Source organism: Sphingomonas hankookensis, from assembly GCF_001619955.1.
GTDB classification, from domain to species: domain Bacteria; phylum Pseudomonadota; class Alphaproteobacteria; order Sphingomonadales; family Sphingomonadaceae; genus Sphingomonas; species Sphingomonas hankookensis_A.
Genome location: NZ_LQQO01000006.1, coordinates 1 through 19,733, shown reverse-complemented (window position 1 = coordinate 19,733; position 19,733 = coordinate 1). Strand labels below are relative to the sequence as shown.

The window sequence follows — 19,733 nt, the reverse complement described above, 5'->3', positions numbered from 1 at the left end:
CGGTAGCGGACGACAGGCGACACCGCCGCCGCCAGCCGCTAAGACACCCCCAATGTCCGACTCCTTCCTCGCCCTCGATATCCCCGAACAGCCTGCAGCGGCGCAGCCGTACCGCGTGCTCGCGCGCAAATATCGGCCGCAGACGTTCAGCCAGCTTATCGGCCAGGATGCGATGGTCACGACGCTGGGCAATGCGATCAAGCGTGGGCGGCTGGCGCATGCGTTTTTGCTGACCGGGGTGCGCGGGGTCGGCAAGACGTCGACCGCGCGGCTGATCGCCAAGGCGCTGAACTGTATCGGGCCGGACGGGCAGGGCGGGCCGACGATCGATCCTTGCGGGGTGTGCGAGCCATGCCGGGCGATCGCCGAGGGGCGGCATATCGACGTGGTCGAGATCGACGCCGCGTCGAACAACGGCGTCGACAGCGTGCGCGAGATGACCGAGGCGGTGCGCTATGCCGCGGTGTCGGCGCGCTTCAAGATCTACATCATCGACGAAGTGCACATGATGTCGACGCCGGCGTTCAATGCGCTGCTGAAGACGCTGGAAGAGCCGCCCGCGCACGTCAAGTTCCTGCTGGCGACGACCGAGGTGCACAAGGTGCCGGTGACGGTGCTGTCGCGTTGCCAGCGGTTCGATTTGCGGCGGATTCCTGCCGATCTGCTGGCAGGGCATTTCGCGCATGTGGTCGAGGCGGAGGGCGTCGAGGCCGAACCGGAGGCGCTGCAACTGATCGCGCGGGCGGCGGAAGGATCGGCGCGCGACGGGCTGTCGATCCTCGACCAGGCGATCGCGCATGGCGGGCTGGACGGCGAGGGCGTGCGGGCCGATGCCGTGCGGCAGATGCTGGGCCTGTCGGATCGGGGGGCGATTCGGACGCTGTTCGACCTGCTGTTGAAGGCGGATGGGCCGGGGGCGCTGCGGGCGCTCAGGGCGCAATATGATCTGGGCGTCGATCCGGCGTCGGTGCTGCGGACGCTGCTCGAAACCGTGCATGCGGTGACGATCGTCAAGGTCGGCGGCGATCGCGGACCGGGCCAGTCGGCGGAGGAGCGCGCGGCGTTCGACGGGTGGAGCGCGCTGTCGTTCCCGATGCTGCACCGGCTGTGGCAGTTGCTGCTGAAGGGGCATGAGGAAGTGTCGCGCGCGGCGTTGCCGATCGAGGCGTGCGAGATGGCGTTGCTGCGCATCGTCCATGCATCGTCGCTGCCCGATCCGGGGACGCTGGCGAAGCAGTTGGCGGCGGGGCAGGTTCCGGCGATGGGCGCGCCTCCTGCGCCGGCGCCCGCGCCTGCCGCCGAACCGGTGGCGGTGGCCGATCCGGTGCCGGAGACGGCCGAACAGGTCGCCCAGCTGCTATCGAAGCATGGGCGGCATTCGCTGGAGGCGCAGTTTCGCAATTGCGCGCGGCTGATCCGGCTGGAGCCGCAGCTGATCGAACTGAGCGGCGCGCGGCCCTTGCCTGCCGACTTCACCCGTGATCTGGAAAATGCGCTGAAGGGGATCACCGGCAGCCATTGGCGCGTTCTGATCGGCGAGGGGACGGGCGAACCGACCTTGCGCGAACAGGAAACGGCCAAGGCGGAATCGGAGCGCGATCAGGTCCTCAACTCGCCGCTGGTACAGGCGGCACTGGCGGCGTTTCCGGACGCCACCCTCGATCATTGGCAACGCAGCGACGGGAGTATCGCGCGATGAAGAATCTCGACGACATCATGGCCATGGCGCAGAACGTGCAGAACGAACTGACCAAGGCGCAGGCGAACCTCGACACGATCGAGGTCGACGGACAATCGGGCGGGGGGCTGGTCAAGGTCCGTGCCTCGGCCAAGGGGCGCATCCTGGGCGTCGATATCGACGATTCGCTGCTGCAGCCGTCGGAAAAGCAGATGCTCGAAGACCTGATCGTCGCCGCGTTCAACGATGCGCGGGCAAAGGCGGATGCGGCGAGCTCGACCGAAATGTCGAAGCTGACCAACGGCCTGCCGCTGCCGCCGGGATTCAAGCTGCCGTTCTGAGCGGTTCGGAACGCTGCTGGAACAAGCGGCGGGCGTGACGGTTCTTGGGCTCATCCATCATTGAGGGAGAGAGGCCATGGAACCCGATCGGATCGAAACCAACCCCAATGGCGCGCCGCAGACGGTGATCGTCGAGCGGCGCGGGTCGGGCGGCGGGTTGTTGATCGGGCTGGCGATCCTGCTGGCGGTGATCGTCGGGGCCTATTTCCTGCTGAACAACGCGAACAACGACAACGCCCGGACCGGTGCGGTGACGTCGGCGGCGAAGAGCGTCGGCGATGCGGCGGACAAGGCCGGCGATGCGGTTGAGCGGGCGACGAAGTAACGTCGTTTTCTGACCGGAGACAAGCGTCACCCCAGCGGAGGCTGGGGTGACGTGCTTTGGCAGGTACTTCCTATGCCCTGCCTCGTCATTCCGGCGAAGGCCGGAATCCATGGATACGGGCCGGTTCGATGGAGCCGCTGACGTTTCGTAACCATGGATCCCGGCTTTCGCCGGGATGACGTTTGGGGCGGGGGCAGCTACTTGAGACAGCTGTCCAGCCCCTCGCGGCGGACGATGGCGATGCGGCGTTCGATCGTGCGGGCGTAGCGGCGGGTGAAGCCGGTCGGGGCGATGCCGGCGCGCTTCTTGGGCAATGGCAGGACGGCGGCGATCTGGGCGGCCTCGCGCGCGCCCAGCTTGTCGGCGCCGTGCTTGAAGTAGCGACGCGCGCCGGCTTCGACGCCATAGGTGCCGATGCCGGTTTCGGCGACGTTGAGATAGACTTCCATGATCCGCCGCTTGCCCCACATCGCCTCGATCAGAACGGTGAAATAGGCCTCCAAGCCTTTGCGGAAATAGCCGCCGCCCTGCCACAAGAAGACGTTCTTCGCGGTCTGCTGGCTGATGGTTGATCCGCCGCGGATGCGCCCGCCCTCGGCATTGCGACGGGCGGCGTTGGCGATGGCGATGTAGTCGAAGCCGTTATGGGCGCAGAAGCGGCTGTCCTCCGCCGCGATGACCGCGCGGGGCATGTCGGGGTCGATCTTGGACAGCGGGCGCCAGCTCTTGGTGACGCCGTGGCCGGTGGGCACGTCGCCGAGCATGGTGAGGGTGATCGGTGGCGGCACGAAGCGCAGGATCAGCACCCAGAGGACCGAGAGGATGACGAAGCCGAGGATCGCCTTGATCGCCCAGCCGGTCAGGCGGCGGGGCCAGCGGCGGTTCGCAGCGGGCTTTGGGCGGGATGCGGTGCGGGCGGCCATGAAGGCTCGCTAGCCGGAGCGAGCGGGCGAGGGCAAGGTGGCAACTGACGTTGGTGGAGGAGCCATGGGCGGCATGGGTTATGGATCCCGGCCTTCGCCGGGATGACGGTTGGGGCGGGGGTGGTCCGTCGCCACCCCCGCCCCCGGCCTTACACCGCGGCGAGCATCCGGCGGTCGCCGGCGAGGCGCATCATCGCCTTTTGCAGCTTTTCGAAGGCGCGGACCTCGATTTGGCGGACGCGTTCGCGGCTGACGCCGTAGACTTGGCTCAGCTCTTCCAGCGTCTTGGGGTCGTCCGTCAGGCGGCGTTCGGTCAGGATGTGCTTTTCGCGGTCGTTCAGGTCGTCCATCGCCTCGACCAGCATGCCGTGGCGGACATCGGCTTCCTGTGCCTCGGCCACGACCGAGTCCTGCAACGGGCTGTCATCGGCCAGCCAGTCCTGCCACTGGCTCTCGCCATCCTCGCGCATGGGGACGTTGAGCGACGTGTCGCCGCCCATCGCCATGCGGCGGTTCATCGAGGTGACTTCCTCTTCGGTCACGCCGAGGTCGGTCGCGATCTTCTGGAGGTGTTCGGGGCTGAGGTCGCCGTCCTCGAACGCGTCGAGCTTCGACTTCATCCGGCGCAGGTTGAAGAACAGCTTCTTCTGCGCGGCGGTGGTGCCCATCTTCACGAGGCTCCACGAGCGCAGGATGAATTCCTGGATCGAGGCGCGAATCCACCACATCGCATAGGTGGCGAGGCGGAAGCCGCGGTCGGGTTCGAATTTCTTCACGCCCTGCATCAGCCCGATATTCCCTTCGGAAATCAGTTCGCTGACCGGCAGGCCGTAGCCGCGATAGCCCATCGCGATCTTTGCGACGAGGCGCAGGTGCGAGGTGACGAGCTGCGCCGCCGCCTCCGGATCGCCATGTTCCTGAAACCGCTTGGCGAGCATATATTCCTGCTCGGGCGCGAGGATCGGGAACTTGCGGATTTCGGAGAGATAGCGGTTGAGGCTCGCCTCGCCGCCAAGCGCCGGGATCGTCGCCGGGACGTTGCTGCCAGTTGCCATCGCGTGAAACTCCCTTTGTCCTTGTGGCTACACCGCACCGCGGAATCGCCGAAACCTATACGTGAAGATGGTCCAACAGTTCCTGCATGTCTGCCGGAAGGTCACTATCGAACGACAAAGCGTTTTTTGTGACCGGATGGATGAACCCCAGATGTGCGGCGTGCAATGCCTGTCGCCGGAAATTCAGGGTTTCCAGCTGGGCCTTCAACGCCGGTCGCCGCCCGGCATAGACCGGATCGCCCAGCAGCGGATGGCCGATCGACGCCATGTGCACCCGCACCTGATGGGTGCGCCCCGTCTCCAGCCGACATTCGATCAGCGACGCGTCGCGAAGCTGCCGAAGTTTGCGAAAGTGAGTCACCGCATGTTTTGCGGTGGGGCTGTGGACGATGGCCATCTTCTTGCGATCATTGGGAGAACGCGCCAGCGGGGCGTCCACCGTTCCCGCCGAAGTTGCCACCCGCCCCGCCGCGATCGCCAGATAGCGGCGATCGATGCTGTGATCCTTGAACTGCCGCGCCAGCCCTTCATGCGCCACATCGTCCTTGGCGACGACCAGCAGGCCCGACGTATCCTTGTCGATGCGATGCACGATGCCCGGCCGCGCGACGCCGCCGATGCCCGACAGCTTGCCCGCGCAATGGTGGAGCAACGCGTTGACCAGCGTCCCGTCGAGATTGCCCGCCGCGGGATGCACCACCAGCCCGGCGGGCTTGTCGATGACGATCAGGTGATCGTCCTCATAGGCGATCATCAGCGGAATATCCTGCGCGACATTGTCGAGCGGCACGGCGGCGGGGAGGGTGATGGTGAAGACCTGCCCGGCCGACACCTTGCGCTTGCCGTCCGACACCGGTCCGTCCTCGCCCCGGACATGGCCGGCGGCCATCAGCGCCTTGATCCGTTCGCGCGACAGGTCGGCGACGACCTCGGCCAATGCCTTGTCGATCCGTTGCCCGTGCGCCGCATCGGTGATGCGCGCCTCGATCGTGGAAACCCCCCGGTCCATTGCGTATGGAGATGGGGATGGAACCGGAAATTTCAAGCGAACTGCTGGCCCGACTGTTACGGACGGCCAACGAAAGTGCTGTCGAAATCTGCGGAATCCTGCGGGGAAGCGACGGCCGGATCATTGCTGCCGAGCCGGCGCGCAACGTCGCGGTGGACCCGGCGCGGCACTTCGAGATCGATCCCGCCGCGCTGTTCGTGGCGCTGCGCGATGCGCGGCGGGGCGGGATGCCGGTGTTGGGCTGGTATCATTCGCATCCCTCGGGCAGCGCCGATCCGTCGGCGACCGATGCGGCGCAGGCGGCGGCGGACGGCATGATCTGGCTGATCCTGGGCGGCGGCACCGCGCGGCTGTGGCGGGCGATCGCGGACGGGGCACGCCATGGCCGGTTCGACCCGGTCGCCTTCACGGTAAAGGACGGCGGCCACGTTGAAAAAAACTGCGAAGCGGTGCACATGGACCGGGCCGGGCGGACGATGACGTTCGCCAAAGCACAAGGGTCGTCGCATTGAACATCAGCCCAGCCGATTTCGCCAGCCTGCTGTGTTCGCGACTGTGCCACGACCTGCTGAGCCCGGTCGGGGCGCTCAACAACGGCCTCGAACTGCTGGCCGACGAACATGATCCGGACATGCGCGCCCGCTGCCTCGAACTCCTCGCCGACAGCGCGCGGGCGTCGGCGAACAAGCTGAAATTCTTCCGTCTGGCGTTCGGCGCGTCGGGCGGGCTGGGCGATTCGATCGACACGCGCGAGGCGCGGGCGGCGCTCGAAGGGCTGTTCGGCGACAATCACCGGGTGAAGCTGGGCTGGATGGTCGATGCGCCTTCGCTGCCGAAGCCGGCGGTCAAGGTGCTGTTGAACCTGGCGCTGATCGCGGGCGACGCGCTGGTGCGCGGCGGGCAGCTGGATATCGGGGCGGAGCCGACCGCGAACGGCATCGACATCGCGGTGCGTGCCGACGGGTTGCGGATCGTGCTCGACGCCGAGCTGCGCGGTGCATTGCTGGGCGACGCGGCGATGATGACCCCGCGTGCGGCAGCGGCGTGCCTGGTGCGCGAACTGGTCGAACAGGGCGGCGGGACGCTGCAGGTTTCGCCGGTCGATTCGCCGGTGCTGTTGTTCGGGGCGTCGCTGGTTACGGGGTGATCGCTCCCCATCGCGTCATCCGGGCGAAGACCGGGATTTCCCGGTTATCGCGCGGGACAAGAGCCGCCCAAGACCCCGGCCTGCGCCGGGGTGACGTTTGCATGCAGAAGGTCAAGAGGAAGCGGGACGCCGGATCAAGTCCGGGGTAACGGAAGTGGAAGCGGTCGTGCGCGACATTGGCGCCTGCACTAACCCCGCCTTAACCTGATCCCGCCCATGGTCGCGCCACAACCGGGCGGGGCCGCATGGACGATCTGTTACAGGAATTCATTGCCGAGACCCGCGAGACGCTGGAAGCGTTGTCGACGGAGGTCGTCGCGTGGGAGGCGGCGCCCGAGGATCGGGCGCGGCTGGATGCGATCTTCCGCTTCGTCCACACGGTCAAGGGCAGCTGCGGATTCCTCGACCTGCCGCGCCTGTTGCGGCTGAGCCATGCCGCCGAGGATACGCTGTGCGAGGTCCGCGACGGGACGCGGCGGCCCGACCGCGCGCTGGTCGACGCGGTGCTGGCGATCGTCGACCGGATCGGCGAACTGGTCGAGGCGATCGACGCCGGCCTGCCGCTGACCGACGAGGGTGAGGACGAGCTGATCGCCGCGCTGGCACCGGGGGCGAGCATCGCGCAGGCGACGACGCCGGTCGCGGCGGCGGCGATCGCGCAGGGGCGCACGCCGCTGCGCAGCGTCCGGCTGAACGTCGACCTGCTCGACCGCATGATGAGCGGCATGTCGGACATGGTGCTGGTCCGCAACGAACTGTTCCGACGCCTGCGCGACCTCGACCTCGATCCGGCGGTCGAAGGGGCGCTGGAGCGGCTGTCGGCGTCGGTGGCCGATATGCGTGACGCGGTGACGCGGACGCGGATGCAGAAGATCGAGACGCTGTTCTCTCCGCTGCCGCGGATCGTGCGCGACACGGCGGCGGCGGTGGGCAAGGCGGTGACGCTGAGCGTCGACGGCAGCGATGTCGAGTTGGACCGCGAGATGATCGAGGTGATGCGCGATCCGCTGGTCCATGTCGTGCGCAACGCGATCGACCATGGCATCGAGTCGCCCGCCGAACGCCGCGCCGCCGGCAAGCGCGAGAGCGGGCGGCTGCACGTCGCGGCGCGCCAGTCGGGCAACCAGATCGTGATCGAGGTGATCGACGACGGGCGCGGCATCGATACCGAGCGGCTGATCGCCAAGATGGCGGGTTCGGGACAGCGCAGCGAGGCCGAGCTGCGGCGGATGACCCAGCGCCAGCAATGCGAACTGGTCTTTGCACCGGGCCTGTCGTCGCGCGACGTCGCGACCGAGATTTCGGGACGCGGTGTCGGCATGGACGTGGTGCGATCGGCGATCGACCAGATCGGCGGGCGGATCACGCTGGACAACAAGCCCGGCCGGGGGCTGCGGATTGCGGTGCAGGTGCCGCTGACGCTGTCGATCGTGTCGACCATCGTCGTGCGTGCGGGCGAGCATCGCTTCGCCATTTCGCGCCAGACCATCGGCGAGATCGTGCGCGAACGCGGCGCGCATATCCGGATCGACCGGCTGGGCGATATCCGCATCGCGCAGATCCGCGACCGGCGGATACCGATGGTCGACCTGTGCGAGGTGCTGAGCGTCGAATCGCGGCCCGAGGCGTGCGGCAAGATGCTGGTCGTGGTCGGCATCGCCGGCGGCGACCTGGCCGTGTCGGTCGACGAGGTGCTGGATACCGAGGAACTGGTGGTCAAGCCGGCCGCTCCGGCGGTGATGGCGACCGGGCTGTTCGCCGGGCAGACCCTGCCCGACACCGGGCAGCCGATGCTGATGCTCGACTGTGCTGGCGTCGCGAGTGCCGCCGGCCTGACCTTTGCCGACGCGATGGACCGCGAGCTGGCGACCGAGGCGGAGGAGGTGGCGGACCCGGGGATCGCCGCGCTGCTGTTCGACGATCTTGACGGGCGGCGGCGGGTCATCCCGCTGGCGGTGATCGACCGGATCGAACGGATTCGCGCGGGCAGCCTGCAACGCAGCGGCGGGCGTATCTGGCTGTCGATCGACGGACGGGTGCTGCCGGTGGCGGCGTGCGCAGTCGAAGGGATCGACCGCGTGACGACGGTCCTGCGCCTGACCGACGGCATGGTCGAGCTGGCCTATGCCATCGACGACGCGGTCGACATCGTGATGCTGCCCGAGCTGGCGGCGCCGGCGGGTGAGTTCGGGCCGAGCGGCGGGATCGTGCTGCTGAAGGGCGAGCAGGTCGAGCAGGTCGATCCGCTCTGGCTGTTCGAACGCCATGCGCGTGACGTGGCGCCGGGGGTGGGGGCCAGGGGTTCCGACGCGCGGCCGACCTGCCTGCTGGCCGATGGCGGCAGCGGATGGATGCGGACCTTCCTGCGGCCGATGCTGGAACAGGCCGGGTATCGCGCGGTCGAACGGTTGAAGGACGACGAACGCCCCGCGCTGGTGCTGGCGCAGGCGGAGGGCCCTGTGGCGGCGGCGGGAGCGACTCCGGTCGTGCGGCTGCGCGCGTCGGTGGCCGATACCGGCGACGGCAGCGTCTATCGCTATGACCGGGAGGGCGTGTTGCAGGCGGTGCGACAGGCGGTGGGGAGGTAACGATGCCGAAGCTGTTCCTTCTCGCCCAGGTCGCCGGGCAGGACGTCGCGATCCTGTCGGACCATGTCGAATCGGTGGTGGATATCGCCGCGATCGCGCCGGTGCCGCGCACCGCGCCTGCGGTATGCGGCCTGGCGGCGCTGCGCAGCCGGGTGGTGACGGTGATCGACACCGCGCTGGCGATCGACCCGGATGGCGAGCCGTCCCGGCGGAAGCGGGCGGTGGTGACGCAGGTCGACGGGCATCACTATGCGTTGCTGGTCGACATGCTCGACGATGCCTATCGCTGCGAGGTGCGGCCGCTGGCATCGGGGCTGATGCCGGGTGCGGCATGGGGGCCGGTGGTGTCCGGTGTCATCGATCATCTGGGCCGTGCGGTACTGGTGCTCGACCTGTCCGCCGTCGTCGCGCGGGCGGCGGGCACAGAACGTGCCGCTGCCTGAAGGCTTTAACGGGCTGCTTACGAAGTCGCGCTAGGCTGGATGCGTGCAGAGTTAGGATGTCGTGATGAAGAATTGCCTGGTCGTCGATGATTCGAAGGTGATCCGCAAGGTTGCGCGACACATTCTGGAAACGCTGCAGTTCGAGGTCCGCGAGGCGGGCGACGGACGCGAGGCGCTGGACCGCTGTGCCGAACGGCAGCCCGACGTGATCCTGCTCGACTGGAACATGCCGGTGATGAGCGGCATGGATTTCCTGCGCGCGCTGCGCCAGAGCGAAGGCGGCATGCACCCCAAGGTCGTGTTCTGTACGACCGAGAACGGCATGGCCTATATCCGTGCCGCGATCGAGGCCGGGGCCGACGAATATGTGATGAAGCCGTTCGATCGCGAGACGCTGGAAAGCAAGCTCCAGATCGTCGGCGTTTCGTAAAAGCACCCAGGGTGGCGGCGGCCTGTCCACGACCGGCGGCGTCGCCCTCGGGCACGCTGCGCGTGCTGATCGTCGATGATTCGGCGGTCACGCGCTGCGTCATCGCCCGGATCGTCGATGCGATCCCGCAGTATGAGGTGATCGCGGCGGTCGGCAGCATCGCCCAGGCCGAAGCGGCGCTGGGCAAGGGGGCGGCGGACCTGATCCTGCTCGACATCAACCTGCCCGGCCGGGACGGGTTGTCGGGATTGCCCGCCCTGTTCGCGGTCGCCCCCGACGCACGGGTCATCGTCCTGTCGGGCAGTTGCGCCGCCGGGTCGCCGACCGCGCTGCACGCGCTGTCGCTTGGCGCCGCGGCGACGCTGGCCAAGCCCGAATCCTCGCCGCTGGCCGGGGGTTTCGCCGCGCGGCTGACCGCGCTGGTCGGCGAGGTGATGGCCGCATCGCCCCATTCGATCGCCGCGACGATGGCGGCAGCGGGCGGCAGTCCGTTCGACGTGATCGCCATCGGGGCGTCGACCGGCGGCATCCACGCCATCGCCCCGCTGCTGCGCGCGCTGCCCGACGATCTCGATGTGCCGATCCTGATCACCCAGCATCTGCCGGCGTCGTTCACCGACTATTTCGCGCAGCAGCTGGCGGCGCTCGCCAGGCGCCCGGTCGATGTCGCGGCCGACAGCCTGCGCATCCAGCGCGGGCGGATGATCCTGGCGCCCGGCGACGCGCATATCCGCGTCGTCCCGACGATCGAAGGGGCGGCGACCCGGCTGGATCGCACCCCGGCGGTCAGCGGCTGCATGCCATCGGTGGACCCGATGTTCGAATCGGTCGCCGAAGTGTTCGGTGCGCGCGCGCTGGCGGTCGTGCTGTCGGGCATGGGGCGCGACGGATGCCGCGGCGCCGAACGCATCCGCGCGACCGGTGGCGTCGTCGCGGTACAGGACCAGGGCAGCTCGGTCGTGTGGGGCATGCCCGGCGCGATCGCGGTCAGCGGCCTTGCGTCCACCATAGGTACTCCCGAAGAACTGGGCGCGTTCATCGCCCGGAGAAAGCGTTCCGCATGACGCCGCCGCAGGTCCACCCGCCGCTCAGCAGCGCCGCGAACAAGATCGTCACCCTGCTGGAGCAGCGGACCGGGCAACAGCTCGACGCCGGGCGCGCATGGCGGATCGACAGCCAGTTGCAGCCGATGCTGCGCGAGCGCGGGCTGACCTCGCTCGACGAACTGGTGGCGCGCATCGCCGCGGGCGGGCGGTGCGAACAGGGGCTGGCCGACCTGGTCGTCGACGCGCTGCTCAATCAGGAAACCTCGTTTTTCCGCGATTCGTCGGTCCTCGATCAGGTCGTGGCGGCCGCCGCTGACATGGCGCAGTCGGTGCAGCGCCGGCTGCGCGTCTGGTCGGCAGCCTGCTCGACCGGGCAGGAGCCGCTGTCGCTGGCGATGCTGTTCGCCGAGGCGCAGGAGCGCGACGGGCTGACCATGCCCGAATTCCGCGCGACCGATATTTCGGCGCGGGCGCTGCAGCGTGCGCGGGCGGGGCGCTATACCCAGTTCGAAATCCAGCGCGGGCTGTCGATCCGGCGGATGATGCGCTGGTTCGATGTGCACGAGGAAGCGTGGGAGGCGAAGCCCGAGCTGCGTTTCCGCCTGTTGTACGGCCAGCAGAATTTGATGTCCGACCCGATGCCGGCGGGCAAGTTCGACATCGTGCTGTGCCGCAACGTGCTGATGTATCTGGCGCCGGCCACACGGCGGCAGGTGCTGGATCGGATCGCCGGCGTGTTGCGGCCCGGCGGGCTGCTGGTGCTGGGCGCGGGCGAGACGGTGATCGGGCATACCGAGGCGCTGGTGCCGTCGGAACGCTATCGCGGCATGTACCGGCCCGCCGCGCACTAGGCTTGCCTTTCGGTCCGTCCCGCCGCAATCGGGGAGGGTCGTGGACGAGGGGAGCGCCAGGGTGGACATGATCGAGACGCCGTCGCCGAACTTCGGCGAACGCATGCTGCCGATCACGATGATCGTCCTGCACTATACCGGCATGACCGATTCCGCGTCGGCGATCGCCCGGCTGACCGACCCCGCGGCGCAGGTGTCGGCGCATTATCTGGTCGACGAGGACGGCACGATCCACCGCATGGTGGCCGAGGACAAGCGCGCCTGGCATGCCGGGCGGTCGCATTGGCGCGGGATCACCGACGTCAACAGCGCTTCGATCGGCATCGAGCTGGTCAATCCCGGCCATGAATGGGGCTATCGCGCGTTTCCGGATGCGCAGATCGACGCGCTGATCCCGCTGGTCCATGCGATCAAGGACCGCCACCAGATCACGCGCGGCAATGTCGTCGGCCATTCGGACATCGCACCGGTGCGCAAGCAGGATCCGGGCGAACTGTTCCCGTGGAACCGGCTGGCGCGGCTGCGGCTGGCCTTGCCGCGCCCGACCCGCAACCTGATGGACCCGGGATGGAGCGATGCCGGGTTCCTGCTGGCGCTGGAGCGCTTCGGATACGATGTGGCGGATGCGACGGCGGCGGTGACGGCGTTCCAGCGGCGGTTTCGGCCGGAGATGGTCGATGGCGTGATCGACGGCGAATGCCGGATGCTGCTGCTCGCGCTGCTGTTGCCCAAGCCGCAAGGCGACGATTGAACCGGCGCGCGCGCTCGGCTAGGGGCGGGTGCGTCAGAGGGTCGGGCGGCCGCGTCACGTGTCGAACGTGCCGAGGAAAGTCCGGGCTCCACGGAAACGACGGTGCCGGGTAACGCCCGGCGGGCTTCGCAGGCTTCGGCATGCGGGGTTCAGGGACAGTGCCACAGAGAGCAGACGGCCTTTGGCTTCGGCCGGGTTACGGTGAAAGGGTGCGGTAAGAGCGCACCGCGCGGCCGGTAACGGCAGCGGCATGGCAAACCCCACCGGGAGCAAGACCGAATAGGGGCGGCATGGAGTGCGCAAGTGCTTCGGGGCATGTTCCGGCCCGCTGCCCGGGTTGGTTGCTGGAGACGGCGTGCAAGCGTCGTCCGAGAGGAATGGTCGCCTATCCCGCTTTCGGCGGGTGGACAGAACCCGGCTTACAGACCCTCTGACATTCGTACGCGACAATGGGTTGCGTGCAGGCTGCGGCGGCTTATTTCGGACCCAATGGCACGACAAACGCGATCGAACGACTGGGGCTTTCCCCGCTGGCGCGGCTATAGCGAGGGCCGCGAGGCGCAGACGGTCAAGCTGTGCGATCGCCACGGCTGCACCGAACCCGGCAAATGCCCCGCGCCCAAATCGCCCAACAACCCCGATCGCTGGTATTTCTGCGAAACCCATGCCGCCGAATACAATAAGGGCTGGAATTACTTCGAAGGGTTGAACGAGGAAGAGGCCCGCGCGAGGGAAGCCGAGGAACGCCGCACCGCCAATGGCTACGCGGCATCGGCGTCGAACGCCTGGGCCGGATCGGGCGACGGCACCCGGTCGCGCGACGAGATGCGCGCGCTCGAAGTGCTGGAATGCGACCCCGATGCCGATTTCGACACGATCCGGCTGGCATGGCGCAAGCTGGCCAAGGTGTTCCACCCCGACGTCCGGCCGGGTGATGCCGAGGCGGCGAAGAAATTCCACGCGATCCAGGCGGCCTATGATGTCCTTCGCGTGGCCGAGGAACGGCGGAGCTGGAAGCCGGCGTGAGGAGCGCCCAGTGAGAACCGGCGTCCGATCGCGCTGGGACAAGGCCGTGCTGGTCTGTGCCAAATGTTCGAAGAAGCTGGACGACGGGTTCGGCGACGGCGGCAAGCCGCTGGCCAAGGCGCTGCGCAAGCATCTGAAGCTGAAGAACGGACCGAAATCCGCCGCCGGCGTGGTCGAGGTGAAGTGCCTCGACGTATGTCCCAAGGGCGCGGTGGTCGTCGTGGACAGCGCGCGGCCGAACGACTGGCTGCTGGTGCGGCCGGGCGACGATCTGGACGCGGTGGCCGAACGGCTGGGGCTGGCGGGAAAATAGGGTGCGGCGACCGGCTATCCGGTCGGCTCGATCCTGGCCAGAAGCGCGGCGGCGGCGGGGAAGAGCCATTGGTCTTCGCGGTCGATCAGGTCGGCCAGCTGGCCGGTAATGTCGCGCATCGATCGGGCATAGCCGACCCAGTCCTGTCGGATCGCAGGCAGTGTCCACCGGGCGATATGGGTGGAAAAGAGCCCGCGCAATTCGTTCGAACAGGCTTCGATCGCGCCATATTCGGGAATGTGATGCGTCAGCCGATGGGCTTTCAGCGGGGCATGGATTTGGGCGATTTCCGTTGCGACATTGTCGGCGACCGCCTTTGCCAGCCGCAGCCGGGCCTTGACGACCATCGGTAACCCGCGATCGGCCGGCATGTCGGTCAGCGCATGCAGTTCCTCGATCGCCGCGCGGATGGTGGCGTGCTGCTGCTCCAGCAGTCTGATATCTACCCGCATCCCCGTTCCCTGCCGTCCGCCGATGCGGCCCATTGGTATACGGTTCTTGGTTAATTTTTCGGGAACGACGTGCGGATGCCCGCCGGGCGAACCGGTCGCGCCGACGAGGGGCGTCGGGCTATTGGCCGGAGGGGGCTCCGGCCAGCCGCGCGGCCGTTTCCCGGATCAGCGCGATCATGTTGGGAATGCCCTGCGTCCGGTTCGAACTCAGCTGGTTGCGCAGGTCGAACGGGGCGAGGGCGGCTTCGATATCGGTGTCGAGGATCGCCTGTGCCCGCCGGTCCTGTACGGTCGCCAGCACCAGCGCGATGATCCCCTTGGTGATCGCAGCGTTGCTGTCGGCGAGGAAATGGAGCGTGCCGTCCCCCTGCGGCTGGGGATAGACCCAGACCGATGCCGAACAGCCGCGGACGAGGGTCGCATCGGTCTTGAGGGGATCGGGCATCGGCTCCAGCTGGCGGCCCAGATCGATCAGGAGCCGGTAACGGTCGTCGCCGTCGAGAAAGTCATATTCTTCGCGGATGTCGTCGATGCTCTGCATGACGCCGCTATAGGCATTTGGTCCTACAGTTCCACCCCGGCGGCGATCGCTTCGAGCTTGCGGATGCGCTCCTTCAGGTCGGCGATCTCGATCCGGGTGCCGGCGTTCGGCGTCGGCTGGGCCATCGGCTTGTCGCCCAGGCGCTGTTGCTGAAGCGCCAGCCAGCCGCGCCAGCCGGCGAGCGTCGTGACCGCCACGATCGCGACGGCGGCGAGGGTGGTGATGGCGAGTGCGAGGGTAAGGGTGAGGTTCATCGGACTGCCCTGTTCATTCGGGTTTGTCAGTTGAGCGGTTTGTCGCGGAGCCGTTCGATCTCGTCGGAGAGGTCGACGCCGCGGTCGGTGATGATGCGTTCGAGGACGCGGACCCGCTGTTCCAGCCGTTCGGTCTGTGCGGCGTATTGCGCGGCCTTTTCGGCGGTTTCGGTGCCGCGAACCTGCAGTTCGCGTTCCTTCAGTTCCAGCCAGGGTTGGAACACTAGCTTGCTGAGGATCGCGACGATCGGGATCATCAGGGCGAGCATGGGGATGATGAAGGGGCTCATGGCCGGTCCTTTCAGTTCGCGCGGCTGCGCAGCTCTTCGATTTCGCGGTCGAGGCTGTGGGCGCCGTCGGTCACGATCCGCTCGACATTGGCGAGCCGGTCCTTGATCGATCCCAGCTCGGCCTTGAGCTGGGCGTTTTCCTGGCTGAGCAGCTTCACGCGTTCGACGGTCTCGTCGTCGCGCTTGGGATAGACGCTCTGGCCCCAGCCGCCCTGCAATGGATAGCCGTGCTTGATCCGCAGCCATGTGGTGACGACCCATCCGGCGACGGAGATGGCGACGATCGTTCCGATGAAGGGAAAGATCATCTGCATCATCGCGACCTTTTCCGGCGTGGCATTGTCGACATAGCTCATCATGACTGGAACTCCGTACGGTTCAGCGCAGCGCGTCGATTTCGCGGGCGGTGCGGGTGGCAGGATCGGTGGCGATGCGTTCGAGGACGGCGATGCGCTCCTCCAGCCGGCCGACCTTTGCTGCGAGACGTTCGTTCTCCTCGGCCATCAGCCGGGCCTGCCGGCTGGGTTCCACCTCGTCGCGGCGGGCGGCGGGGCCGCCCCAATCGTCGTTCAGCGGATAGCCGTGCTTGGCGCGAATGGCGGTCGTCACGACCCAGCCGATCATGCTCATCGCGATCAGGGCCAGCACGAACCCCGGTCCACCCCAACTCATCGTCTCTCTCCCTTTCGTCCGCTCAGGCGGGGACCCGATCAGCGCAGGCTGTCGATCTCGTCCGCCAGACGGGTGTTGCGGCTGGTATAGTACATTTCGATGTCGGCAAGGCGACGGTCGATATCGCGGAAGGTCGAGCGCATTTCCGATGCCGAGCGGGTCGGGTTCGACCGGACGCCCTGCCAGAATTTCTCGTCCTCATAGCTTTCGTACAGGCCGACCGGCTTCTTCTGCGCCATCCAGGCGATCATGAAGTAGGCGATCACCGTCCAGGGAAAGCCACCGGCCAGCGTCAGCAACACCGTGCCGATGCGGATCCACATGACCTCGACACCGGTATAGTCGGCGATGCCGGCGCACACGCCCGACATCTTGCCATTCGCCTTGTCGACATAGAATTTGGTGCGTGCGCCGGACATCAGTCCCTCCGTGCGTAATCGTTGTTGCGGAAATCGCTTTCCGGATATTCCCGGCGCGGCATCGAAGGGCGGAAGTCGGGATTGTCGGCGGCGATGATCCGCTCGATCGTCTGGAGCCGCTCTTCGAGCCGGCGGGCAGTGACGTGCATGTCGTCGAGCAGTCGCTCGTCCTCGTTGGTCAGCGTCGGCGACTGTTTCCACTTGGTGATATAGTGAAGGATCAGCCACGGCAGACCGATGAAGAGGACGCTGATCGCGACCGCCGCCGTCAGGAAATCGCCCATGCGATCAGCCCTCCCGGTTGAGGCGGGCCTTCAGCGCGGCCAGTTCGGCGTCGATCTTGTCGGACTGGCGCAGCTCGGCGATCTCGTCCTCCAGGCTCTTGCCACCCTGGCCCATGCCGGCCGCTTCGGCGCGACCTTCGGCAAGGTCGGCACGGCGTTCCAGCACGTCGAAGCGGCTGAAGGCTTCGGCGGTCTTGGACCCTGCATACATCTCCCGCAGCTTGGTGCGGTTGTTGGCGCTTTCCATCCGGGTCTGGATGGCGTTCTGCCGCGTCCGCGCCTCGCGCAGCTTGTTCTGCAGCTTGGCGATGTCGGCTTCCGACGCGCGCAGCGCATCGTCGAGCACGACGATCTCGGCATTGAGCTGTTCGATCATGTCGACCGCCTTCTGCCGTTCGACCAGCGCGGCCTTCGCCAAGTCTTCGCGGTCCTTGCTCAGCGCCAGCTCCGCCTTTTCGGTCCAGCTGTCCTGCAGCTTTTCCAGCTTGGTGATGTGGCGACGCATTTCCTTCTGGTCGGCGATGGTGCGCGCGGCGGAGGCGCGGACCTCGACCAGGGTTTCCTCCATTTCGAGGATGATCATGCGGATCATCTTCGCGGGGTCTTCCGCCTTGTCGAGCAGGTCGGTGACGTTGGCGGCGATGATGTCGCGGGTGCGGGAGAAAATGCCCATCGGTTACTCCTGACAGATACTGGGTGGCCGGGGTGGAACGGGGCGGAACCGCCCCGGCCCGCCGCCTTACGCCATCGGCGCGGCGGCAACGGTTGCGGCGGTCGGACCGGTTGCGGTCGTGACGCCAAAGGCAAAGAAGCAGACCGCGACCGCGCCCATCAGGCTGAGGATCGACTGGCGGGCGGTCACGTTCTTGTTGATGCGGATCATGGTGGAACTCCCTGAAGCTGTTTTGTGCGCCCTGTGCCGGGCTTGCACAATACATTGCAGGAGGCGTGCCAATTTCGAAAATGACGGTTTTGCGTCACTTTTCGCGTGGCCGCCCGGTCGATGAATTTGACGCTTGCGAATGTTTGGGAAAATACGCCACACATCGGCGATGGAACGCGCAAGCCAGGTCGTCGGCCAATCCGGCCCCTTTCTCGATGCCCTCGAACGGGCCAGCCGGGCCGCCGCGCTCGACCGTCCGGTGCTGGTGATCGGGGAGCGGGGGACCGGCAAGGAACTGGTCGCCGAACGGCTCCACCGCCTGTCGGGGCGTTGGGATCAGCCTTTGGTGGTGATGAACTGCGCCGCGCTGCCCGAGACGCTGATCGAGGCGGAACTGTTCGGCCATGAATCGGGCGCGTTCACCGGCGCGACCAAGGCGCGCGCCGGGCGGTTCGAGGAGGCCGACGGCGGCACGCTGTTCCTCGACGAACTCGGCACGCTGTCGATGGGTGCGCAGGAACGGCTGCTGCGCGCGGTCGAATATGGCGAGGTGACGCGCATCGGGTCGTCGCGCCCGATCCGGGTCGATGTCCGCATCGTCGCCGCGACCAACGAGCACCTACCCGACCGGGTGGAGCGCGGCACGTTCCGCGCCGATTTGCTCGACCGGTTGAGCTTCGAGGTGGTGACGCTGCCCCCCTTACGCGCGCGGCCGGGCGACATCATGGTGCTGGCCGACTTTTTCGGGCGGCGCATGGCGGCGGAGATCGGGCGCGACGAATGGCCGGGCTTCGGCCCCAACGCGGTCGATCAGCTGATGGAGCATCGCTGGCCGGGCAATGTCCGCGAACTGCGCAACGCGGTCGAACGCTCGGTCTATCGCTGGGAACGGCCGGGGCCGATCGATCTGGTGGAGATCGATCCGTTCGCCTCACCCTTCCGGCCACGTACCGCCGGTGCCGCGCCTATACCGGCGGCGGCGCCCATTACGGGTGACGCACCCGAGCCTGCCGCGCCGGACGATCCGTGCGACGATTTCAAGACGCGGGTGAACCGGTTCGAACGCCAGCTGCTGACCCGGGCGATGGCCGAGGCGCGCTATAATCAGCGGACCTGTGCCGATGCGCTGGGGCTGACCTACGACCAGCTGCGCCACGCGCTGAAACGGCATGGTTTATTGGGGCAGGGGGGCTGAGCGGCCTTGCACCGGCTCCCCCAACGCCTAGATGTTCCTCGAACGTAACGACCGGAGCCAAGCGCGCCGACCTTCGTTCGGTCGACCAGAGCTTACATGCCCAAGGAGGAACCCCCATGGCTTTCGAACTTCCGCCGCTGCCCTATGCCTATGACGCGCTGGAGCCGACGATCGACAAGGAAACGATGACGCTGCACCATGACAAGCATCATCAGGCCTATACCGACAAGCTCAACGAAGCGGTGTCGGAGGATCCGAGCCTCGAGGGCAAGTCGATCGAGGAGCTGATGGCGAACATGTCGGGCGCGCCGGCCAAGCTGCGCAACAATGGCGGTGGCTATTGGAACCACACCTTCTTCTGGGAAACGATGAAGGGCGGCGGGTCGCAGCCGTCGGGCGCGCTGAAGGACGCGATCGACCAGCAGTTCGGTGGTCTCGATCAGCTGAAGGAGCAGTTCAACACGGCGGGCGCGAACCAGTTCGGCTCGGGCTGGGCGTGGTTGATCGTCGGGCAGGACGGCAAGCTCGCCATCACCTCTACGCCGAACCAGGACAATCCGCTGATGGACGTAGCGCCGGTGAAGGGCACGCCGATCCTGGGCAACGACGTGTGGGAGCACGCGTACTATATCACGTACCGCAATGCGCGTCCGGCCTATCTGAAGGCGTGGTGGGATGTGGTCGACTGGGACAAGGTCGGTGAGCGTTATGATGCTGCGGTGAAGTAACTTGTAGCCCTCTACCGGAAGGGGAGAGGGTTGGGAGAGGGGGCTGTCCGCGAGGACGGCCCCTCACATGGGAGTTCTCAGGTCAAGAG

28 protein-coding genes and 1 other RNA gene are annotated in these 19,733 nt (G+C 67.1%); 16 read left to right on the top strand and 13 right to left on the bottom strand.

Going from position 1 to position 19,733, the window contains the following annotated elements; genetic code table 11:
• The first annotated feature begins 52 nt into the window (after positions 1 to 52).
• The 3 genes from AVT10_RS05175 to AVT10_RS05165 all read left to right on the top strand — a co-directional run bounded on the left by AVT10_RS05175 (position 53) and on the right by AVT10_RS05165 (position 2,344).
• Positions 53 to 1,699: a DNA polymerase III subunit gamma/tau gene (locus AVT10_RS05175; protein WP_066689102.1), complete on the top strand. Its 1,647-nt coding sequence runs from the start codon at positions 53 to 55 to the stop codon at positions 1,697 to 1,699.
• Positions 1,696 to 2,019 (top strand): YbaB/EbfC family nucleoid-associated protein, encoded by a 324-nt coding sequence (locus AVT10_RS05170; RefSeq protein WP_066689100.1) that lies wholly within the window; start codon positions 1,696 to 1,698, stop codon positions 2,017 to 2,019. The genes AVT10_RS05175 and AVT10_RS05170 overlap by 4 nt, the downstream gene beginning before the upstream one ends.
• Before the next feature lie 76 nt (positions 2,020 to 2,095).
• Positions 2,096 to 2,344, top strand: a complete 249-nt coding sequence (locus tag AVT10_RS05165) for a hypothetical protein (protein ID WP_066689098.1) — start codon at positions 2,096 to 2,098, stop codon at positions 2,342 to 2,344.
• A gap of 197 nt (positions 2,345 to 2,541) precedes the next feature.
• Here AVT10_RS05165 and mtgA read toward each other — a convergent pair whose 3' ends face one another.
• From mtgA to AVT10_RS05150, 3 genes are all read right to left on the bottom strand, one after another.
• On the bottom strand, positions 2,542 to 3,267 hold the full coding sequence (mtgA, locus tag AVT10_RS05160) for a monofunctional biosynthetic peptidoglycan transglycosylase (protein ID WP_066689096.1): 726 nt from the start codon (positions 3,265 to 3,267) through the stop codon (positions 2,542 to 2,544).
• A 149-nt stretch (positions 3,268 to 3,416) separates the two neighbouring features.
• Complete coding sequence (gene rpoH, locus AVT10_RS05155) at positions 3,417 to 4,322, bottom strand: RNA polymerase sigma factor RpoH (protein ID WP_055792879.1); 906 nt, start codon at positions 4,320 to 4,322, stop codon at positions 3,417 to 3,419.
• 55 nt (positions 4,323 to 4,377) lie between these two features.
• The gene (locus tag AVT10_RS05150) at positions 4,378 to 5,331 is read right to left on the bottom strand and encodes an RluA family pseudouridine synthase (RefSeq protein WP_066689094.1); all 954 of its coding nucleotides are present in this window, start codon (positions 5,329 to 5,331) and stop codon (positions 4,378 to 4,380) included.
• A gap of 17 nt (positions 5,332 to 5,348) precedes the next feature.
• On the opposite strand from AVT10_RS05150, the gene AVT10_RS05145 reads away from it, so the two are divergent.
• The 11 genes from AVT10_RS05145 to AVT10_RS05095 all read left to right on the top strand — a co-directional run bounded on the left by AVT10_RS05145 (position 5,349) and on the right by AVT10_RS05095 (position 13,926).
• Positions 5,349 to 5,843, top strand: a complete 495-nt coding sequence (locus AVT10_RS05145) for a Mov34/MPN/PAD-1 family protein (protein ID WP_084401383.1) — start codon at positions 5,349 to 5,351, stop codon at positions 5,841 to 5,843.
• Positions 5,840 to 6,478 carry a histidine phosphotransferase family protein gene (locus AVT10_RS05140; RefSeq protein WP_066689092.1) on the top strand — a complete coding sequence of 213 codons (639 nt, stop codon included), beginning with the start codon at positions 5,840 to 5,842 and terminating at the stop codon, positions 6,476 to 6,478. Before AVT10_RS05145 ends, AVT10_RS05140 begins: the two co-directional genes overlap by 4 nt.
• 245 nt (positions 6,479 to 6,723) lie before the next feature.
• Complete coding sequence (locus AVT10_RS05135) at positions 6,724 to 9,066, top strand: chemotaxis protein CheA (RefSeq protein ID WP_066689086.1); 2,343 nt, start codon at positions 6,724 to 6,726, stop codon at positions 9,064 to 9,066.
• A 2-nt stretch (positions 9,067 to 9,068) separates the two neighbouring features.
• Positions 9,069 to 9,509 (top strand): chemotaxis protein CheW, encoded by a 441-nt coding sequence (locus tag AVT10_RS05130; protein ID WP_066689082.1) that lies wholly within the window; start codon positions 9,069 to 9,071, stop codon positions 9,507 to 9,509.
• A 64-nt stretch (positions 9,510 to 9,573) separates the two neighbouring features.
• On the top strand, positions 9,574 to 9,939 hold the full coding sequence (locus tag AVT10_RS05125) for a response regulator (RefSeq protein ID WP_066689080.1): 366 nt from the start codon (positions 9,574 to 9,576) through the stop codon (positions 9,937 to 9,939).
• 11 nt (positions 9,940 to 9,950) lie between these two features.
• The gene (locus tag AVT10_RS05120) at positions 9,951 to 11,003 is read left to right on the top strand and encodes a chemotaxis protein CheB (RefSeq protein ID WP_232307884.1); all 1,053 of its coding nucleotides are present in this window, start codon (positions 9,951 to 9,953) and stop codon (positions 11,001 to 11,003) included.
• A complete protein-coding gene (locus AVT10_RS05115; protein WP_066689078.1) occupies positions 11,000 to 11,836 on the top strand; it encodes a CheR family methyltransferase in 837 nt (278 codons plus the stop codon). Before AVT10_RS05120 ends, AVT10_RS05115 begins: the two co-directional genes overlap by 4 nt.
• A 67-nt stretch (positions 11,837 to 11,903) precedes the next feature.
• Positions 11,904 to 12,587 carry an N-acetylmuramoyl-L-alanine amidase gene (locus AVT10_RS05110; RefSeq protein ID WP_066689170.1) on the top strand — a complete coding sequence of 228 codons (684 nt, stop codon included), beginning with the start codon at positions 11,904 to 11,906 and terminating at the stop codon, positions 12,585 to 12,587.
• 33 nt (positions 12,588 to 12,620) lie between these two features.
• Positions 12,621 to 13,025: RNase P RNA component class A (gene rnpB / locus AVT10_RS05105), an RNA gene on the top strand.
• 51 nt (positions 13,026 to 13,076) lie between these two features.
• Positions 13,077 to 13,613, top strand: a complete 537-nt coding sequence (locus tag AVT10_RS05100) for a J domain-containing protein (RefSeq protein ID WP_066689076.1) — start codon at positions 13,077 to 13,079, stop codon at positions 13,611 to 13,613.
• Between the two features lie 10 nt (positions 13,614 to 13,623).
• Entirely contained in the window at positions 13,624 to 13,926 is a 303-nt protein-coding gene (locus AVT10_RS05095) for a (2Fe-2S) ferredoxin domain-containing protein (RefSeq protein WP_066689074.1), read from the top strand.
• Between the two features lie 14 nt (positions 13,927 to 13,940).
• Here AVT10_RS05095 and AVT10_RS05090 read toward each other — a convergent pair whose 3' ends face one another.
• From AVT10_RS05090 to AVT10_RS18100, 10 genes are all read right to left on the bottom strand, one after another.
• Entirely contained in the window at positions 13,941 to 14,378 is a 438-nt protein-coding gene (locus AVT10_RS05090; RefSeq protein ID WP_126013347.1) for a hypothetical protein, read from the bottom strand.
• Between the two features lie 118 nt (positions 14,379 to 14,496).
• Positions 14,497 to 14,919 carry a SufE family protein gene (locus AVT10_RS05085; RefSeq protein ID WP_066689070.1) on the bottom strand — a complete coding sequence of 141 codons (423 nt, stop codon included), beginning with the start codon at positions 14,917 to 14,919 and terminating at the stop codon, positions 14,497 to 14,499.
• A 23-nt stretch (positions 14,920 to 14,942) separates the two neighbouring features.
• The gene (locus AVT10_RS05080) at positions 14,943 to 15,173 is read right to left on the bottom strand and encodes a hypothetical protein (RefSeq protein WP_066689064.1); all 231 of its coding nucleotides are present in this window, start codon (positions 15,171 to 15,173) and stop codon (positions 14,943 to 14,945) included.
• A gap of 26 nt (positions 15,174 to 15,199) precedes the next feature.
• The gene (locus AVT10_RS05075) at positions 15,200 to 15,463 is read right to left on the bottom strand and encodes a hypothetical protein (RefSeq protein WP_066689062.1); all 264 of its coding nucleotides are present in this window, start codon (positions 15,461 to 15,463) and stop codon (positions 15,200 to 15,202) included.
• Positions 15,464 to 15,474: 11 nt separating this feature from the next.
• Positions 15,475 to 15,780, bottom strand: a complete 306-nt coding sequence (locus AVT10_RS05070; RefSeq protein WP_066689169.1) for a hypothetical protein — start codon at positions 15,778 to 15,780, stop codon at positions 15,475 to 15,477.
• Between the two features lie 61 nt (positions 15,781 to 15,841).
• Positions 15,842 to 16,135, bottom strand: coding sequence for a hypothetical protein (locus AVT10_RS05065; protein ID WP_066689060.1), 294 nt, complete (start codon positions 16,133 to 16,135; stop codon positions 15,842 to 15,844).
• Positions 16,136 to 16,173: 38 nt separating this feature from the next.
• Positions 16,174 to 16,554, bottom strand: a complete 381-nt coding sequence (gene pspC, locus AVT10_RS05060) for an envelope stress response membrane protein PspC (RefSeq protein ID WP_066689058.1) — start codon at positions 16,552 to 16,554, stop codon at positions 16,174 to 16,176.
• Entirely contained in the window at positions 16,554 to 16,838 is a 285-nt protein-coding gene (gene pspB / locus AVT10_RS05055; protein ID WP_066689054.1) for an envelope stress response membrane protein PspB, read from the bottom strand. The genes pspC and pspB overlap by 1 nt, the downstream gene beginning before the upstream one ends.
• Positions 16,839 to 16,842: 4 nt before the next feature.
• Positions 16,843 to 17,511, bottom strand: a complete 669-nt coding sequence (gene pspA / locus AVT10_RS05050; RefSeq protein ID WP_066689049.1) for a phage shock protein PspA — start codon at positions 17,509 to 17,511, stop codon at positions 16,843 to 16,845.
• A gap of 66 nt (positions 17,512 to 17,577) precedes the next feature.
• Positions 17,578 to 17,721 (bottom strand): hypothetical protein, encoded by a 144-nt coding sequence (locus AVT10_RS18100; protein WP_157092689.1) that lies wholly within the window; start codon positions 17,719 to 17,721, stop codon positions 17,578 to 17,580.
• Positions 17,722 to 17,890: 169 nt separating this feature from the next.
• Here AVT10_RS18100 and pspF point away from each other — a divergent pair, with 169 nt between their 5' ends.
• Entirely contained in the window at positions 17,891 to 18,916 is a 1,026-nt protein-coding gene (gene pspF, locus AVT10_RS05045) for a phage shock protein operon transcriptional activator (RefSeq protein WP_066689047.1), read from the top strand.
• A gap of 116 nt (positions 18,917 to 19,032) precedes the next feature.
• Entirely contained in the window at positions 19,033 to 19,644 is a 612-nt protein-coding gene (locus AVT10_RS05040; protein WP_066689042.1) for a superoxide dismutase, read from the top strand.
• The last annotated feature ends 89 nt before the right edge of the window (positions 19,645 to 19,733 follow it).

What these genes read in the sequence shown, in the direction of transcription:
- pspB (WP_066689054.1), bottom strand. Translation starts at nt 16,838, where the DNA reads ATGGGCGATTTCCTGACGGCGGCGGTCGCGATCAGCGTCCTCTTCATC.
- AVT10_RS05165 (WP_066689098.1), top strand. Translation starts at nt 2,096, where the DNA reads ATGGAACCCGATCGGATCGAAACCAACCCCAATGGCGCGCCGCAGACG.
- AVT10_RS18100 (WP_157092689.1), bottom strand. Translation starts at nt 17,721, where the DNA reads ATGATCCGCATCAACAAGAACGTGACCGCCCGCCAGTCGATCCTCAGC.
- AVT10_RS05100 (WP_066689076.1), top strand. Translation starts at nt 13,077, where the DNA reads ATGGCACGACAAACGCGATCGAACGACTGGGGCTTTCCCCGCTGGCGC.
- AVT10_RS05175 (WP_066689102.1), top strand. Translation starts at nt 53, where the DNA reads ATGTCCGACTCCTTCCTCGCCCTCGATATCCCCGAACAGCCTGCAGCG.
- AVT10_RS05040 (WP_066689042.1), top strand. Translation starts at nt 19,033, where the DNA reads ATGGCTTTCGAACTTCCGCCGCTGCCCTATGCCTATGACGCGCTGGAG.
- rpoH (WP_055792879.1), bottom strand. Translation starts at nt 4,322, where the DNA reads ATGGCAACTGGCAGCAACGTCCCGGCGACGATCCCGGCGCTTGGCGGC.
- mtgA (WP_066689096.1), bottom strand. Translation starts at nt 3,267, where the DNA reads ATGGCCGCCCGCACCGCATCCCGCCCAAAGCCCGCTGCGAACCGCCGC.
- AVT10_RS05115 (WP_066689078.1), top strand. Translation starts at nt 11,000, where the DNA reads ATGACGCCGCCGCAGGTCCACCCGCCGCTCAGCAGCGCCGCGAACAAG.
- AVT10_RS05075 (WP_066689062.1), bottom strand. Translation starts at nt 15,463, where the DNA reads ATGAGCCCCTTCATCATCCCCATGCTCGCCCTGATGATCCCGATCGTC.
- pspC (WP_066689058.1), bottom strand. Translation starts at nt 16,554, where the DNA reads ATGTCCGGCGCACGCACCAAATTCTATGTCGACAAGGCGAATGGCAAG.
- AVT10_RS05170 (WP_066689100.1), top strand. Translation starts at nt 1,696, where the DNA reads ATGAAGAATCTCGACGACATCATGGCCATGGCGCAGAACGTGCAGAAC.
- pspA (WP_066689049.1), bottom strand. Translation starts at nt 17,511, where the DNA reads ATGGGCATTTTCTCCCGCACCCGCGACATCATCGCCGCCAACGTCACC.
- AVT10_RS05145 (WP_084401383.1), top strand. Translation starts at nt 5,349, where the DNA reads ATGGAACCGGAAATTTCAAGCGAACTGCTGGCCCGACTGTTACGGACG.
- AVT10_RS05125 (WP_066689080.1), top strand. Translation starts at nt 9,574, where the DNA reads ATGAAGAATTGCCTGGTCGTCGATGATTCGAAGGTGATCCGCAAGGTT.
- pspF (WP_066689047.1), top strand. Translation starts at nt 17,891, where the DNA reads ATGGAACGCGCAAGCCAGGTCGTCGGCCAATCCGGCCCCTTTCTCGAT.
- AVT10_RS05130 (WP_066689082.1), top strand. Translation starts at nt 9,069, where the DNA reads ATGCCGAAGCTGTTCCTTCTCGCCCAGGTCGCCGGGCAGGACGTCGCG.
- AVT10_RS05135 (WP_066689086.1), top strand. Translation starts at nt 6,724, where the DNA reads ATGGACGATCTGTTACAGGAATTCATTGCCGAGACCCGCGAGACGCTG.
- AVT10_RS05080 (WP_066689064.1), bottom strand. Translation starts at nt 15,173, where the DNA reads ATGAACCTCACCCTTACCCTCGCACTCGCCATCACCACCCTCGCCGCC.
- AVT10_RS05090 (WP_126013347.1), bottom strand. Translation starts at nt 14,378, where the DNA reads ATGCGGGTAGATATCAGACTGCTGGAGCAGCAGCACGCCACCATCCGC.
- AVT10_RS05085 (WP_066689070.1), bottom strand. Translation starts at nt 14,919, where the DNA reads ATGCAGAGCATCGACGACATCCGCGAAGAATATGACTTTCTCGACGGC.
- AVT10_RS05070 (WP_066689169.1), bottom strand. Translation starts at nt 15,780, where the DNA reads ATGATGCAGATGATCTTTCCCTTCATCGGAACGATCGTCGCCATCTCC.
- AVT10_RS05150 (WP_066689094.1), bottom strand. Translation starts at nt 5,331, where the DNA reads ATGGACCGGGGGGTTTCCACGATCGAGGCGCGCATCACCGATGCGGCG.
- AVT10_RS05065 (WP_066689060.1), bottom strand. Translation starts at nt 16,135, where the DNA reads ATGAGTTGGGGTGGACCGGGGTTCGTGCTGGCCCTGATCGCGATGAGC.
- AVT10_RS05110 (WP_066689170.1), top strand. Translation starts at nt 11,904, where the DNA reads ATGATCGAGACGCCGTCGCCGAACTTCGGCGAACGCATGCTGCCGATC.